Here is a 14,370-nt window from a genome sequence, read left to right on the forward strand (position 1 = left end):
CCGTGGGAATCGCCTTCCGTCCGGGCGGGCAGGGACCGGTGGACGGGTTTCTCTCCGGAAGGAGGACGGCATGAAGTACGACGAGTTCCTGAAGGACGTCCAGGAACTGGGGCAGTACGCCGACCGGGACACGGCCGACCAGGTGAGCCGTGCGGTCCTGGCGACGCTGACCCCGCGGATGACACCCGAGAACGCCGAGCACCTGGCCGCGCAGCTGCCCGAACCGCTGTCCGACGCGGTGCGGGAGAGCGAGATCGAGGAGCCCGAGTCGTTCGGGGTCGAGGAGTACCTGCGACGGGTGGCCGCCGCCACCGAGAGCCGGCCGACCACCGCGGAGCTGGACGCCAGCTCGGTGCTCACCGCCGTGGCCCACCGCATCTCGGGCGGCGAGCTCAACAACGTCCTGAGCCAGCTGCCCTCGGGTTATGCCACCCTGTTCGGCAAACCCGAACTGAGCAACTGAGCCCAGCGGGGCCGCCACCGAGGCGGCCCCGCCCGGGCCTCGGAGGAAGGCCCGAAAGCCCTACGCCGTAAGGGATTGTGCGCCCTATCCTGTGCACACGACCAACGGAAGGCACACATGTCGCACCCCCCTCATGGCACTCTCAACACCTCCGAACCCCACTCCGCGCGCATCTACAACTACTGGCTCGGCGGCAAGGACAACTATCCCGCCGACCGGGCGATGGGCGACCAGATCCTGTCCGTACTGCCGATGATCGGCGAGATGGCCGTCCAGAACCGCGCCTTCCTCAAGCGCACGGTGCGCTTCCTGGCCGGCGAGCGGGGCATCCGCCAGTTCCTGGACATCGGCACCGGGCTGCCCACCGCGGACAACACCCACGAGGTGGCCCAGGCCACGGCCCCCGACTCCCGGATCGTCTACGTCGACCACGACCCGCTGGTCCTGGCCCACGCGCGGGCCCTGCTGACCAGCACCCCCGAGGGCAGGACCGCCTACGTGGACGCGGACCTGCGCGACCCCGACACCATCCTGCGCAAGGCCGGAGAAACCCTCGACCTCACCCGGCCGGTCGGCCTCACCCTGCTCGGGGTGCTCTTCCACCTCCCCGACGACGAGGTGTACACCATCGTCCGCAACCTGGTGGACGCCCTCCCCTCCGGCAGCTACGTGGTCATCACGCACTCCACCAACGCCGCCACCGGCGAGGCCATGGAGGAAGCGGTGCGCCAGTGGAACGCGGCCTCGTCCGTCCCCATCAACCTGCGTACCCCCGAGCAGATCGAGCGCTTCTTCGAGGGACTGGAGCTGGTCGACCCCGGCCTGGTGTCGATCCCGCTGTGGCGGCCCGACCCGGTCGATGTCGGTGAGCCGCAGGTGATGGACGAGTTCGGCGCGGTCGCCCGCAAGCCCTGACCTCCCACCGGCCCGGTGACCGCACCGGGCTGGCTCATCCCCTGTCGATCCTGCCGGCGGTGCGCCGCAGGAGTGCGGCCACCGCGACGGCGGTCACCAGCAACCCTCCGGACATCAGTGCCCACGTTCCGAGCGGGCCCGAGGTGTACCCGGGAAGCGCCAGGGCCATGACAGCACCGATGCCCTTGACCACCAGCAGCGCCTCCACCTTGCTCGCCGCCGGGGCGGTCATCCCCGTCAGCGGCAAAGGCGCAGAAGGTTGCGCTCACCGGCGCCCCTGTACCACGCGCGCAGCGCTCCAGCAGATCAGCTGTCCCGGCAGTCGGACGAGCACAGGGCCAGCGGGCGTATCGCCAGTACAGAGCCGTCCCGTCGCAGGGAGACAGGACCTCCCCACTTCTCGTCCCACCAGACCCTGTCGGGCCACTCCGACCTTCGGGCGTAGACCTCTCTGCGGTACTGCTCGACTTCGCCCTGTCCCACAAGGTTGAAAAAGCTCTCTGCCACTCCGGAGAAGACTTCCACCCGCTCTCTGTTCGAGCGGAAGATGTGCTCCGTACCGACGAACTTGGTGCCGAGGAACTTCCACTCGACATCTCGAACGCTGCCCGTGGCCGCGTGGACGAAGGCGGAGAAGTACCTGCTCCCCTGCCGCTCGGTCAGATACTGGGAGGCCGCCTTGCCGTCGCCCGAGAAGGCCGCCGCCTCGGCTGCGGCCGTGTGCGCCAGCACGCGCTGGAACCATTCCGTGTCCTTCGGCCTGATGTGGAAGCCGGGCAGACTCTCCGCAGGTTCGCCGTCTGCGGTCGGCGGGTGGATGAACGGAATGTTGTTGCGCTGTTCGACCCTCTGGTCCAGGTTCCCACTCAGAGGGCCCAGTCGGCCTCCCGTGCCGGGAGCCTGCACGGCGTGGACGGTGAGCGGCCGCTTCGTGTTCAGCTCTGTACTGAACATCAGACACGGCGTCAGGTTCCACGGTCCGATATGCACCGACTCCACTCGAGCGGTTCCGGCAGCCAGCTGCTGGTGCGACCGGGCGGCGTTGCCGTGGTTGCCACGGCAGTCGACCGGAAGGACCAGAGACGGTTCCCCGGGCTTCCAGGCCTCGACGAAGTACAGGGGGCGGTGCTGGTATCCCGACCTGGGCCCCTTGTCCCCACTGGTCAATGCCCACCCCGCCCGTAGCGCGGTATCTGCATGGACGATCGACACCATGTGATCCGGCTTGCGCCGGCGCATGATGTGCTCGGCCAGGGCGAGCCCGAATCCGATGCCCAGCTCTTCGGACTGGATCCTCTTGTACGACGCGGCAGCTATGCCCCGCGCCTCCGCCGAGAGCCTCATGTGGCCTCGCAGTCCCTTGCCCTCGTCGGTCAGGGCATGACTGTACTTGAGGCTTCCCCAGTGCTCGGCCAGGCCGCGTGCCGACCCGCGCCGTGTGAGCGTGAGTGCTCTGGCCAGCGTGTGCAGGATGTCCCATGGGGTCAGCTGCAGATCATCGGCCCCTTCGAGGATCGGGGACAGCTTCGGCTTCCGCCGCAGCGGTCCTGCCTTCCCCAGCTTCTCCTCTCGTCTCCTGTCGTCCTTCGCTGCCGCCGACTCCACCTCTCCGACCAGCTCCGAATTCGATCGGACCGACACATTCGTCGTCTGGACGAGACCGTTCAACACATCTGCCAATGGCGCCAAGATGTTCCCATCAGAAGCCGAGGAGATTTGCACACCGCAGCGGCAAGTATGCGGCGGATATTTCCTTGCCGCAAGGCGAAAGTACTCCAAAAATATGCTTAGCGGCCTTCCAATAAAACGACATCCTCCCGGGAAACCCGACCCCGGAGGAGCAAGGAGGCGGATCGATCACCCTGCTCTGAGAACCGAAAATCCACGAGGAAGCCCGCACACGCCTCACACCTCGACCGTGCTGCAAAACAACCACACTGGGCACGTCTGCAGCACCATCCCCGTGACAAACAGAAGCCTCTTCGCACCCAGCCCAAACAAAAACCCCGCAACACCCCGGGCCCACGACAATGTTCGATCCGAACCGCAGTGGTGCTCATACTGCCTGGAATGCAGTCATGATGTGGACGCAGGAGTGAGTGCAGGCGCAGGCGTGGCCGAAGGTTTCCCGTCGCTCCCACCCCGGCCAACGGCATTTCTTCGCGTGATCTTGTACCTGCGGTCACTTTGGCCGGCTAAGGGACGGCAGGAAGGTGGGGTGGATTTGGTTCCAGGTGCAATATCACGGGGAATGAAACGTAGCCGGGGGCCGGACCCTGGAGTTCTCGTGCTTGGCTCTCTACAGCACGGTCCCCGGTGATGCCGTGGAGCTTGAAAGTTTTACCCGGGTCGGTGTGGGTTCTGGGCCCTGACTCGAGACTCTTCCACCCCGCGGCAGCCGGCGCCTGGCGAACGATGCCGGTCACACACCCCGGCACGCGCGGAGCCGCCCCGGTGAGGGTGCGGCACGCGCCCTCGCAAAAGGTCACACCCCGCGCGTAGTGCACCCGGTTCTCCGCCATCCAGTGCATGCGGGCATGGGCCGCCGGCTCCGCCCCACCCCGACCGATCTCCACCGGAGACGCAGAAAAGGGCCCGCCTGACGGCGAACCCTTCACCAACCTGCTACTTCTCTGTCGGGACGGCGGGATTTGAACCCACGACCCCTTGACCCCCAGTCAAGTGCGCTGCCAAACTGCGCTACGTCCCGTGTGCTGCGCGGCGCCCCGCGCCGCCAACAGGTGAAACTGTATCGCACTTTTTGCGGTGCTCGCACAGCACATGCCCTCACAGCCCACTGGGCCAGGTCTCCTTCTCCCCCGCGTCCTCCTCGACGGGGTGGAGCGGCGTGAGCGCCTCCGTGCGTCCGATGTGGACGAAGGCGTCGTAGCGCTGCTCCATGACCGTCGGCACGTAGTTGCCCGACCGGTCCCGGGCCGGACGGTAGACCACACCGATCGCGCGGTGCGCGAGCGGGGCGCCCCCGCCCAGCACCCCTCTTCCCTCTCCGCCGGTGAGGACGGCCAACGCAGCAGTGTTCCCCACCCTCCGGTGCAGCAGGTCCTCGACGCTTCCCTCCCGGGCCGGCGGGACCGCCATCACCTCCGGTGCCTCTCCCCAGGCGCGGGAGGCGGTCACCCGTCCCTCGTAGGTGGCGAAGCCGACGACGACCACGCCCTCGTCCCCGTGGCGCTCGCGCACCAGCTGCCCCAGGTTGACCATCCCGGCGTCGGCCATGTCCGTGGCGCGGGCGTCGCCCACATGGGTGTTGTGCGCCCACACGACCGCCTTCGCGCCGGGCCCGTGGTGCTCCGTCAGGCGGTCGAGCGTGTCGGCCATGTGGATGTCGCGGATGTTCCACGACTCCGGCCCCCCCGCGCACCATCGCCCGGTAGTACCGCTCGGCGCCGGCGAGCACCTCGGCATTCTGGTGCGCGGCCAACTCCGCGAGCCCTCCGTCGGCACCGCCCGATTCCCGCATCCTCCGGCGCACCTGCGCGAGCAGGTCGACGACCTCCGCCTCACAGCTCCGGGGGACCATCCGTGTCGCACGCGCGTAGGCCTGCGGGTCCTGCGCGTAGGGCTCGAAGCACTCGCAGGCACGCAGCGCGGCCTCCACGTGCCCGGGCTCGTGCTCGCGTAGCCAGTCGAGCACGGAGTCCAGTGACTCCCAGAGGCTGTAGACGTCCAGCCCGAAGAACCCCACGGGCCGCCTCCGCGAACCCAGGTTGTACCGGCGCAGCCACCGCGCGAACTCCAGCACCTCCGTGTTGGCCCACATCCACCGCGGCCACCGCCGGAAACCCTCCAGCACCTCCCGCGGGTCCTCCGGCGCCTCCGGCGCACCGACCACGCAGCAGTGCAGGTCCTGGCAGTCCGGCCAGTCGCCCTCCACCGCCACGAAGGAGAACCCTGCTTCCTCCACCAGGCGCCGGGTCAACTCCGCACGCCACCGGTAGAACTCCGCCGTGCCGTGCGAGGCCTCCCCCAGCAGCACGTAGCGGGCGTCGCCGATGCGTTCCAGCAGCGGGTCCAGGGACTGCGGCCCGGTCAGCGGCCGCAGCAGGCCCGCCTCGGGGCCTGCCGTCATCGGGGCCTCCCCGTCCGGGCCCTACTCCGGTTTGCCCATGCGGTCGACGAACCAGTCCGAAGCGGCATCGGCCACCTCCTCCAGCGCTCCCGGCTCCTCGAACAGGTGCGTGGCGCGCGGAACGACATGGATCCGGTGCGGTGCCCCCAGCCGGTCGGCCGCGTCCTCGTTGAGGCGCAGGACCTCGGGGTCGGCGCCGCCCACGACGAGCAGCACCGGCGCCCGCACCGTCTGCAGTGCCTCCGTGCCCGCCAGGTCGGGCCGGCCTCCGCGCGAGACCACCGCCAGCACGCGCCGGGGCCGCTCCGCAGCGGTGCGCAGGGCCGCGGCCGCCCCCGTACTGGCTCCGAACAGCCCCACCGGCAGCCCCGCGGCCTCCTCGTCCGTGGCCAGCCAGTCCACCGCCCCCGTGAGCCGCGCGGTGAGCAGGTCGATGTCGAAGCGCTGCTGCGCGGTGTCCGCGTCGATCCGCTCCTCCTCGGGTGTCAGCAGGTCGAAGAGCAGCGTCGCGATGCCCGAGCCGTGCAGTTCCCTGGCCACCGCCCGGTTGCGCGGGCTGTGCCGGGAGCTCCCGCTCCCGTGTGCGAACGCCACCACCCCGGTCGCGCCGGGGAACGTGGTCAGCTCCCCCTCGAGCCGTGCGTCCGGCGTCTCCACCTTCACCTCGCGGGTGATCATGCCCTTCCCCCCTCTCCCCGACCGGCTCCGAGCAGGTCGTGCACCTCCTGGTCGCCGACCTGCGGGAAGCTCTCGTACCAGAGGCTGACCGCCCGGAAGACCTCCGGCTGCTCCAGGCAGACGATCCCGTCGCAGAGCCCGGCCATCGAGCGCACGGCCGACGGCGCGCCCACCGGGACCGCCAGCGTGATCGAGGCCGGTCCCAGCTCGCGTACCAGTCCCAGGGCGGCCCTCGCGCTCATCCCGGTCGCCAGGCCGTCGTCCACCACCACCGCGTCGTGTCCGGCCACCTCCGGATCGGACGCCCCGCGCCGGTAGGACTCCAGGCGCCGCCGGGCCTCCGCCCTCTCGGCCTCGACCGCCTCGGCCAGATCCGCCTCCGACAGCCTCAGCACACGCAGCGCCTCCTGGTCGAACAGGGGCGGCCCCTCCGCGGTGACCGCGCCGATCGCCGTCTCCGGGCTCCCGGGGACGCCCACCTTGCGCACGACCAGCACGTCCAGCGGAGCACCGATCCCCTCGGCCACCCGTACGGCCACCGGAACACCGCCGCGCGGCAGCGCCAGCACGAACGGGTTCGGCAGGTCCAGGTCGTCCACGGCCCGGGCCAGGCGCTCTCCTGCCTCGGCTCGGTCTCGGAACATCTCGCCTCCCCCGCTCCGGCGGTCACGTGTCCCGCCTTCGCCGCAGGCCGCCCCCTCCGCTCGGCTCCGTGTGCCTCCCCTGTGCGGCGGACGACCTGCCGTTTCGTCTTGTGGGGTGCGCTACCCGCGCCGCAGCGGCGTACACCCTCCGCTGCCGGGTCCGGTCCGGCCACGTCGGCGCGATGGCCGGGAAGGCCCGTCGACGTCTCCGGCCGATCGCCGACGCACCGCGTCCCCTGCGGCGTGAGAGGACGGCGGGCACCCGCAGAGCGCTGGGCGCCGGTCCCGGGGGACCGGCGCCCAGCGCTCGGTGGATTCAGGTCAGGCGGTGGCAGCCGTCAGATGATCGAGCGGCCTTCCTCGCGGGCCTCACGCCAGTCCTTGACGAAGCCGCGCACCAGGAAGAACAGCACGGCGGCCACGATGGCGGGCCAGACCAGCACGTAGGCGGTCAGAGCCAGGGTTCCCATGGTCGTCTCCTTTCAGTGGGCAGAGGGATGTCAGTGAGCCGGGGTGGGGTCCTCGTCGGAGCTCTCCTCGCGGTCGAACTCGCCGATGCGCTGGTCGATGAGCGCGAAGTCGAAGTCCTTCTTGTTGCGGAAGGACATCAGGTAGCAGACCACGGTGCTCACCGAGTAGGCGACGAGCGAGCCGCTGAGCACGTGGTAGTCGTGCAGGAAGCCGATCGCGAACGGCGCCGAGACGACCGCGGCGATCGAGCCGATCCACAGGGCGGGCTTCAGTCCGAAGAAGCCGAAGGCCATGAGGCCGAGGACGACGCCGATGCCGAGGACCGACAGCACGTCGACACCGAGGTCGATGGCGATGTTGTCGGGCAGCATCTCGAAGCGCACCGGGATGAACAGCGCCAGGGCCGCCAGCGTGGCCACGGTGAAGGCGGCGTTGGTGACCTTGCCCCAGTAGAAGGAGGCGATGACCGGGAAGACCAGCGCACCCCACATCGCACCGACGAACACGAGCAGGTCGAGGATGTTCATCTGGCCGCTGGCGAAGTACAGCGCGGCGCCGGTGGCGACGACCATCGTGACGCGTCCGACGAAGAGCATCGTCTTGGGGTTGGCCTTCTTGCGTCCGGCGACGTTCTGGCCGTAGACGTCGGCCATCATGATCGACGACAGCGCGGACAGGTCGGAGTCGGCCGTCGAGGCCAGTGCGCCGATGATCATGATGAAGAAGACGCACAGCAGGATCGGCCCCAGGAAGGTGGTGGCGATCTGCGGGATGAGGTTGTTGACGTCTCCGCCCATGGGCTCCATGCCCAGGTAGAGCGCCATGACGCCGAGCATGCCGATACCGATGACGGTGGCGCCGTAGCCGATGGTGGCCGTGATGAACGTGGGCTTGATCAGGTCCTCACGCACGGCGAAGAGGCGCTGGGCGATGGTCTGGTTGCCGATCGCGTAGGCCAGTACCGCGGCGATGTAGGGCGCGCCCTGGTTGAGGAAGGCGTCGGAGGAGAAGAAGCTCGACTGCTGCGGGGTGAGGTTCTGGGCGCCGGCCTCGAACATGCCGGGGCCGCCCGCGGCGAAGAAGACGACGGGGATGATGACGGCCACGGCGCCGAGCATCGCCACGGCCTGGGCGAAGTCGGTGAGCACCGAGGCGCGGAAGCCCGACCAGAGCGTGTAGAGCAGCACACCGGCGGCCATCACGAGAATGCCCTGGGTGAAGTTGAAGGGCGAGAGCATCGCCACCAGCGCGCCGCCGGCGATGAAGTTGGAGGTCAGCGAGATGAGGCTGCCGAGCACGTTGGAGCCGGCCAGCATGAGCTGGCTGGAGCGCCCGTGCCGGGCGTGCATGACCTCGGCGAGCGTGTGCGCCCGCGGGGCGACCGCGCGGATGCGGCGGCCGAAGGGGTAGATGAACAGGATCATCAGGGCGCCCCAGAGCCCGTAGTGGATGGGGCCCGAGATCCCGTAGGTGTAACCGGCTGTGGCCGAGGCGTACATCGAGGACGCCCAGATCCACGTCGCGGTCATGGAGGTGGCTGCGATACCGAAGCCGATATTCTGCCCGGCGTTCATGTATCCGTCGGCATTTTCCTTCTTCTTGCCGATCATGACCGACATGAAGAGGGTGCCGCCGAAGAACAGCACGAGCAGAAAAATGATGACGGGAGCGCTGAGCTGTTGACTGGCCATGCTCTCCGTACCCATTGAATTCCTTCCCTCGGACAGGCGCCGGACGGCCTGTGCAGCTTCTCGGCACGCGTCGGCCTTCGAGGCACCACCCCGGCACACCAGGTGCGCAGGGCCTCCGGCTGCGGTTTCACAGACGCGTGCGGCCCCCGGTTCGGACCGGACGGGCCATGGCCGGATTCCCTGTCGAACAGCGTGTCGCCCTTCTTGGGGGCAGGCACGGCGGGGGGAACGCCGGCAGAAGGAACCATAGCAAAACGGTCAAAAGACTCTAAACGGGAGGTAGCCCCATAGCGTTTTAAACGTCACAAAAGTCACAAATTGGCAATATTGCTCAATAAACTCGTGACATTGCCGTTATTTCTCAGGCCGGCATGAATGAGCACGAAGCCGTCACCGACTGTGATGAGCATCGAGACGGGCAAGGCATCCCGGAGCAGGCCGGACGGTCCCCCGCGAGCCGACAGGGACGGCAGGGACAGCACAACAAGACGGCCTCCCCGGACAGGAACACCCGGGGAGGCCCGGCCGCGACGCGATCGGAAAGCGGCGGCCGACAAGGTCGCCACGGAGGGGCACCGGGGCTTCTTCCGCCCCACGCGCCCCCCGACTCACACGGCGGCGGCGCCGCTACCCAGCGCCAGAACGCGGTCCAGGTCCTCCTGCGGAACACCAGGGCCGGCGAAGGCCAGGAGCTGCCGCAGCGGCATCGAGGAGACCATCATCAGCATCTCCTCGTTCATCTCGAAAGCAGCGGCCTGCCCGCCCATCGCGCTGCCCATCGCCTCGACCAGCACCGGACCCGCCTCCGGGTGGGCGAACCACTCGCCGAGGGTGGAGTCGAGCGTGAGCGGAAGGTTCCGGCGCTCGCCCTCCAGGGCCAGGGCCTGCTCGGCGACGACCGTGGAGGCGTCCTCCCCCACCTGCACCAGGTACTCGCCGGGGGCGACCACCCAGCGGGCGGCCTCGACGTCGTAGTAGGCGAAGGCACGGCGGTCGAGCTCCAGCTCCACCCGCCGGGACTCCCCCGGTTCGAGGTGGACCTTGGCGAAGGCGCGCAGCTCCCGCAGCGGGCGGCGCACCGGCCCGGCCTCCGTGGAGACGTACACCTGCACCACGTGCGCGCCGGCCCGCTGCCCGGTGTTGGCCACGGTGACGCGCACGCGTGCCGTGTCGGGGCCGGTGGCCTCCACCTCCAGGTCCTGGGTGGCGAAAGTCGTGTAGCTCAGCCCGTGCCCGAACGGGTAACGCACGGCCCTGTCCACCGTCTCGTAGTAGCGATAGCCCACCATGACGCCCTCACCGTAGCGGACATGCCCCGCCTCACCCGGGAAGTTGATGTAGCTGGGGTTGTCCTCCAGGCGCAGCGGAATGCTCTCGGCCAGGCGCCCCGACGGGTTCGCCCTGCCGTAGAGCAGGTCGGCCAGCGCCGAGCCGCCGGCCTGTCCCAGCAGCCAGCCCTCCAGGATCGCGTCGACGTCGTCGTGCCAGCCCTCCAGCGACACCACACCGCCATTGGAGAGCACCACCACCGTGCGCGAGGCCGCAGCGGCCACGGCCTGGATCAGCTCGACCTGCTCGGCGGGCAGCGCCAGGCTCTGGCGGTCGAAGCCCTCCGACTCCTGCTTGTCGGCGAGCCCCGCGAAGACCACGGCGACCCCGGCACCCGCAGCCGCATCCACGGCGGCACGGCGCAGCTCGGCCGCGTCCCCGGACCCGTCGAGGGTGAACCCGGGCTCGTACACCACCTCCTGCCCCTGCTCGGCCGCGGCCTCGCGGACGGCTTCCAGAGCGGTGTCCACCCGGGTCGGAGCGATGTGGGAGCTGCCGCCGCCCTGGAAACGGGGTTCAGCGGCGAACGCACCGACGACAGCGACCGAACCCGCGCCGCCCAAGGGCAGGGTTCCGTTCTCGTTGCGCAGCAGCACCGCGCACTCCGCGGCCACCTCCCGCGCCAACCGGTGGTGGGCGTCGGCATCGAAGCCCTCTCCCCCGGCGGGCAGCCCCGCCAACGCGGCGATCCGGCGCACACTCCGGTCGACGAACTCCTCGTCGAGCTCCCCGGAACGGACCGCCTCCACCACCTTGCGGTCATTGACACCGCCGCTGCCCGGCATCTCCAGGTCCAGACCCGCCGCCAGCGCGGCCACCCGGTCGGACACCGCACCCCAGTCGGAGACGACCAGGCCCCCGAAACCCCACTCCTCGCGCAGCACCTCGGTGAGCAGCCAGCGGTTCTGCGAGGCGTAGACGCCGTTCACCTTGTTGTAGGCGCACATGACCGTGGCGGGGTTCGCCTCCTTGACCACACGCTCGAAGGCCGGCAGGTAGATCTCCCGCAGGGTGCGCTCGTCGACGTCGGCGCTCACGCGCATCCGGTCGGTCTCCTGGTTGTTGGCCGCGAAGTGCTTGATCGAGGCACCCGGGCCCTCCTCCTGCATGGCGCGCACGTGCGCGGCGCCCAGGACCCCGCTCAGCAGCGGGTCCTCGGAGTAGTACTCGAAGTTGCGGCCGCACAGGGGTGAACGCTTGATGTTCACGCCGGGGCCCAGGACGACCGAGACCCCGAGGGCGCGGCCCTCCCGGCCGACGGCCGCGCCGATGCGGGCGGCGACGTCGGGGTTCCAGCTGGAGCCGACCGCGACGGCGGGCGGGAAGCAGGTGGCGGGCTCGCTGTCGTTGATCCCCAGGTGGTCGGAGCCACCGGTCTGCATGCGCACACCGTGGGGGCCGTCGGTGAGGACGACCGAGGGGATCCCCGCTTCCTCGATCTCCTCGGTGGACCAGAAGTCGCGGCCCGACAGCAGGGCGGCTTTTCTCTCCAGGGGCAGGGAACAGGGGTCGACGGACTCGGGCATGCTCTCTCCTTCACCGAGGTCGCGCGCCTGGTGCAGAGACTGTGTCACCGACCACTAGCGCGCGCTAGTTCTGGGTGCGATGCTAAGTTCTCCACGTTCGGACAGGCAAGGTCCTGGAAGCAGCGACATGGCGGGGAATGTGGAGAAACAGACCGGAGGTGCGGGACGCCGCGTGACGGCGGCCGACATCGCCCGTGCCGCCGGGGTCTCGCGCGCCACAGTGGGCTTCGTCCTCAACGACACCCCCGGCCAGACCATCTCCCAGGACACCCGCCGCCGCGTCCTGGCCGAGGCCGAACGCCAGGGCTACCGCCCCCACAGCGCGGCACGCGCCCTGGCCAGCGGCAGCAGCCGCATCGTGCTGGCCGTGCTGCCGGACTGGCCCATGGGCTTCAGCATGCGCACCACCCTGGAAGCCGCTTCCCTCGCTCTGCAGGAGCAGGGCCGCACCCTCATCACCCACACCCCGCCCCACCGCGCCGCGGCCCGGCCGCTGTGGGAGGTGCTCGACCCGGAGGCCGTGCTGGGCTTCGTACCCTTCACCGACGAGCAGGCGCGCTCCCTGCGCGCGAGCGGCGTGCGCCGCGTTCTGCCCGATCCCGGCGAGCCTCTGCCCGATTTCCTGACGGGCCTGGCAGAAGGGCCCCGCCTCCAGGTGGAACACCTGGCCGCCCGCGGCCACCGGCGCCTGGCCTTCGCCACCCCGGAAGAAGAGCGCGTGCGCTCCCTCGCCGAGGAGCGCGCCCGCACCACCCGCGAGCACGCCGCCCGCCTGGGCCTGGAACCGCCCCAGGTCCACACGCTTCGCATCGAGGATGCGGCCGACACCGTGCGCGCCTGGCACCGCGCGGGGGTCACCGGCGTGGTGGCCTACAACGACGACACGGCCGCCCTCGCCGTTGGTACGGCCCTGCGCACCGGCCTGCGCGTCCCCGAGGACCTGGCCGTCGTCGGCCACGACGACAGCCCCATCGCCTCGCTGTTCGTGCCGTCCCTGTCCACGGTGTACCTGGACGGCGACACCCTGGGCCGTCACCTGGCTGCTCTGGCCCTGCGCCCCGACCCCACTGAAGCTCCCGAACTTCCATCCCCCTTAACCCTGGTTCTCCGTGAGTCTGCCTGAGCCTCCCAGCTTGTAGGCCCTCTGAACTGCACGTTTCAGCGCAAGGGCAGCCAGCTCGATCGCTGAGGCATGAATCAGATCCTTGCCGTAGGAACACCGTTCTCCTGTCAACAAGGGGACAGAAGCCCCGCCTGCCCTCGGTTGAGAGTGCCCCTACCGCCTACATCAGGGAACCGAGTTTCGCTCCAAACCTGGACACTCCAGGCATACGTGGGATCATGGACAAAAGATCCATACCCCTTCCTCAGGAGCCCCCTCATGGCAGAGGCCATCCCCGAATGGACACTTAAGCCAGAAGAAGAAATCAAGAGAAAGCACCTTCACGACATCTACGCCGGAAGCAGACAAGGTGGCATCTGCCCTTCCGCAAAGAGTCCTAATATCCTCATCTTCAGCAATCCCGAGTCTGGCAAGAAGCACGGGTACCATGATGAATGGATGTCAGATGGATGCTTCCACTACACCGGCGAGGGTCAGCATGGCGACCAAAGCATGACCAAGGGGAACCTCGCCATACTTAACCATATTGAAGACGGCCGCGCCCTTCGCGTTTTTCAAGGAAGCAAAGACATAGTTACCTACAAGGGAGAATTCACCCTTGACGGCGAAGACCCGTGGTACGAAACCGACGCTCCCGAGACAAATAACGGCCCCCTGCGCAAGGTCATTGTCTTCAAGCTGCAACCAGTTGACACCAAGCCACTTGCCCCTGAGAGCCTCCTGAGCAAGCTACTCGCAACCAAAGAGCGAGTGAAGAGCATCCCTATCGAGAAACAGAAAACGGAAGAATACTTCGTCAGCCCAAACCAAGAGGCTTACACAGCAGAACGCGAAGAAGCTGACCTGGTCATCAAATTTAGTGAATACCTCCACAGCAAAGGCCTTGCCGCCGAGCGCCTACAGATCATCCCCAAGGGAGAACGGCGCCCTCTATTCACTGACCTGTACGTCAAGGAAATAAACCTTCTTGCAGAAGCCAAAGGGAGCGTGACCAGAGAGAAAATAAGGATGGCCATCGGCCAACTTGCCGACTACAGCAGATTTGCAAGCGATGCAACTTGCGCCATCCTTATTCCATCCAAGCCCAGACCCGATTTGATGGAACTAATACACAGCCAGGGATATACCGCTATCTGGCCCGATGGAAACACTTACAAAACCAGCAACAATGAGGTGATCTCAGCAACTGGGAAGCAGCAGGAAACCGGCAATCAAGACGAGAAGTGCATCCATGGGTGAACTTCCGTTCCCCTGACACAGACGTGGAGCCCCAGGTAGAAGGCGAGGTGTCGAATCTCCACCGGACCACCATGAAAGGCTCCACGTGGTTCCCTATACTGCCACCTGTTTCGTGCCGGGTCTGATGGAGGCTTTCATTCCTGGGAAGGATGAGAGTCATGGCAGCACCGAGGAAGTACCCCGATGAGCTGCGCGAACGCG

Annotated in this window: 11 protein-coding genes, 1 tRNA gene and 1 pseudogene; 4 read left to right on the forward strand and 9 right to left on the reverse strand. The window is 68.2% G+C overall.

Features of this window, described 5'->3' with window-relative positions; genetic code table 11:
* Positions 1-70: 70 nt before the first annotated feature.
* Complete coding sequence (locus FHS13_RS16290) at positions 71-463, forward strand: DUF2267 domain-containing protein (protein WP_184292769.1); 393 nt, start codon at positions 71-73, stop codon at positions 461-463.
* 117 nt (positions 464-580) lie between these two features.
* On the forward strand, positions 581-1,378 hold the full coding sequence (locus FHS13_RS16295) for an SAM-dependent methyltransferase (RefSeq protein ID WP_184292770.1): 798 nt from the start codon (positions 581-583) through the stop codon (positions 1,376-1,378).
* 34 nt (positions 1,379-1,412) lie between these two features.
* Here the strand turns inward: FHS13_RS16295 and FHS13_RS16300 are convergent, their stop codons facing one another.
* From FHS13_RS16300 to FHS13_RS16335, 9 genes and pseudogenes are all read right to left on the reverse strand, one after another.
* Entirely contained in the window at positions 1,413-1,610 is a 198-nt protein-coding gene (locus FHS13_RS16300; protein ID WP_184292771.1) for a hypothetical protein, read from the reverse strand.
* Positions 1,611-1,684: 74 nt separating this feature from the next.
* A complete protein-coding gene (locus FHS13_RS16305) occupies positions 1,685-3,058 on the reverse strand; it encodes a hypothetical protein (protein ID WP_221443017.1) in 1,374 nt (457 codons plus the stop codon).
* 956 nt (positions 3,059-4,014) lie between these two features.
* A tRNA-Pro gene (locus FHS13_RS16310) sits at positions 4,015-4,088 on the reverse strand.
* 77 nt (positions 4,089-4,165) lie between these two features.
* A pseudogene (locus FHS13_RS21975) lies at positions 4,166-5,468 on the reverse strand (erythromycin esterase family protein).
* Positions 5,469-5,489: 21 nt separating this feature from the next.
* Positions 5,490-6,146, reverse strand: a complete 657-nt coding sequence (locus tag FHS13_RS16320) for a dienelactone hydrolase family protein (protein WP_184292772.1) — start codon at positions 6,144-6,146, stop codon at positions 5,490-5,492.
* Complete coding sequence (locus tag FHS13_RS16325; protein ID WP_184292773.1) at positions 6,143-6,790, reverse strand: phosphoribosyltransferase; 648 nt, start codon at positions 6,788-6,790, stop codon at positions 6,143-6,145. Before FHS13_RS16325 ends, FHS13_RS16320 begins: the two co-directional genes overlap by 4 nt.
* Before the next feature lie 338 nt (positions 6,791-7,128).
* Complete coding sequence (locus tag FHS13_RS21200; protein ID WP_221443018.1) at positions 7,129-7,260, reverse strand: putative transporter small subunit; 132 nt, start codon at positions 7,258-7,260, stop codon at positions 7,129-7,131.
* A 30-nt stretch (positions 7,261-7,290) separates the two neighbouring features.
* Positions 7,291-8,967: a sodium:solute symporter family protein gene (locus FHS13_RS16330; protein WP_184292774.1), complete on the reverse strand. Its 1,677-nt coding sequence runs from the start codon at positions 8,965-8,967 to the stop codon at positions 7,291-7,293.
* Between the two features lie 593 nt (positions 8,968-9,560).
* Positions 9,561-11,807, reverse strand: a complete 2,247-nt coding sequence (locus tag FHS13_RS16335; RefSeq protein ID WP_184292775.1) for a glycoside hydrolase family 3 C-terminal domain-containing protein — start codon at positions 11,805-11,807, stop codon at positions 9,561-9,563.
* Positions 11,808-11,979: 172 nt separating this feature from the next.
* Between FHS13_RS16335 and FHS13_RS16340 the strand changes: the two genes are divergently transcribed.
* Together FHS13_RS16340 and FHS13_RS16345 are read left to right on the forward strand one after the other, a co-directional pair.
* Entirely contained in the window at positions 11,980-12,930 is a 951-nt protein-coding gene (locus tag FHS13_RS16340; RefSeq protein WP_221443019.1) for a substrate-binding domain-containing protein, read from the forward strand.
* A gap of 258 nt (positions 12,931-13,188) precedes the next feature.
* A complete protein-coding gene (locus FHS13_RS16345; protein ID WP_184292777.1) occupies positions 13,189-14,169 on the forward strand; it encodes an SRA domain-containing endonuclease in 981 nt (326 codons plus the stop codon).
* Positions 14,170-14,370 lie beyond the last annotated feature (201 nt).

The organism is Nocardiopsis algeriensis (assembly GCF_014203695.1).
Lineage (GTDB): Bacteria > Actinomycetota > Actinomycetes > Streptosporangiales > Streptosporangiaceae > Nocardiopsis > Nocardiopsis algeriensis.

Coding starts and splice junctions, on each gene's coding strand:
- FHS13_RS16290 (WP_184292769.1), top strand. CDS start 71: ATGAAGTACGACGAGTTCCTGAAGGACGTCCAGGAACTGGGGCAGTAC.
- FHS13_RS16295 (WP_184292770.1), top strand. CDS start 581: ATGTCGCACCCCCCTCATGGCACTCTCAACACCTCCGAACCCCACTCC.
- FHS13_RS16300 (WP_184292771.1), bottom strand. CDS start 1,610: ATGACCGCCCCGGCGGCGAGCAAGGTGGAGGCGCTGCTGGTGGTCAAG.
- FHS13_RS16320 (WP_184292772.1), bottom strand. CDS start 6,146: ATGATCACCCGCGAGGTGAAGGTGGAGACGCCGGACGCACGGCTCGAG.
- FHS13_RS16325 (WP_184292773.1), bottom strand. CDS start 6,790: ATGTTCCGAGACCGAGCCGAGGCAGGAGAGCGCCTGGCCCGGGCCGTG.
- FHS13_RS21200 (WP_221443018.1), bottom strand. CDS start 7,260: ATGGGAACCCTGGCTCTGACCGCCTACGTGCTGGTCTGGCCCGCCATC.
- FHS13_RS16330 (WP_184292774.1), bottom strand. CDS start 8,967: ATGGGTACGGAGAGCATGGCCAGTCAACAGCTCAGCGCTCCCGTCATC.
- FHS13_RS16335 (WP_184292775.1), bottom strand. CDS start 11,807: ATGCCCGAGTCCGTCGACCCCTGTTCCCTGCCCCTGGAGAGAAAAGCC.
- FHS13_RS16345 (WP_184292777.1), top strand. CDS start 13,189: ATGGCAGAGGCCATCCCCGAATGGACACTTAAGCCAGAAGAAGAAATC.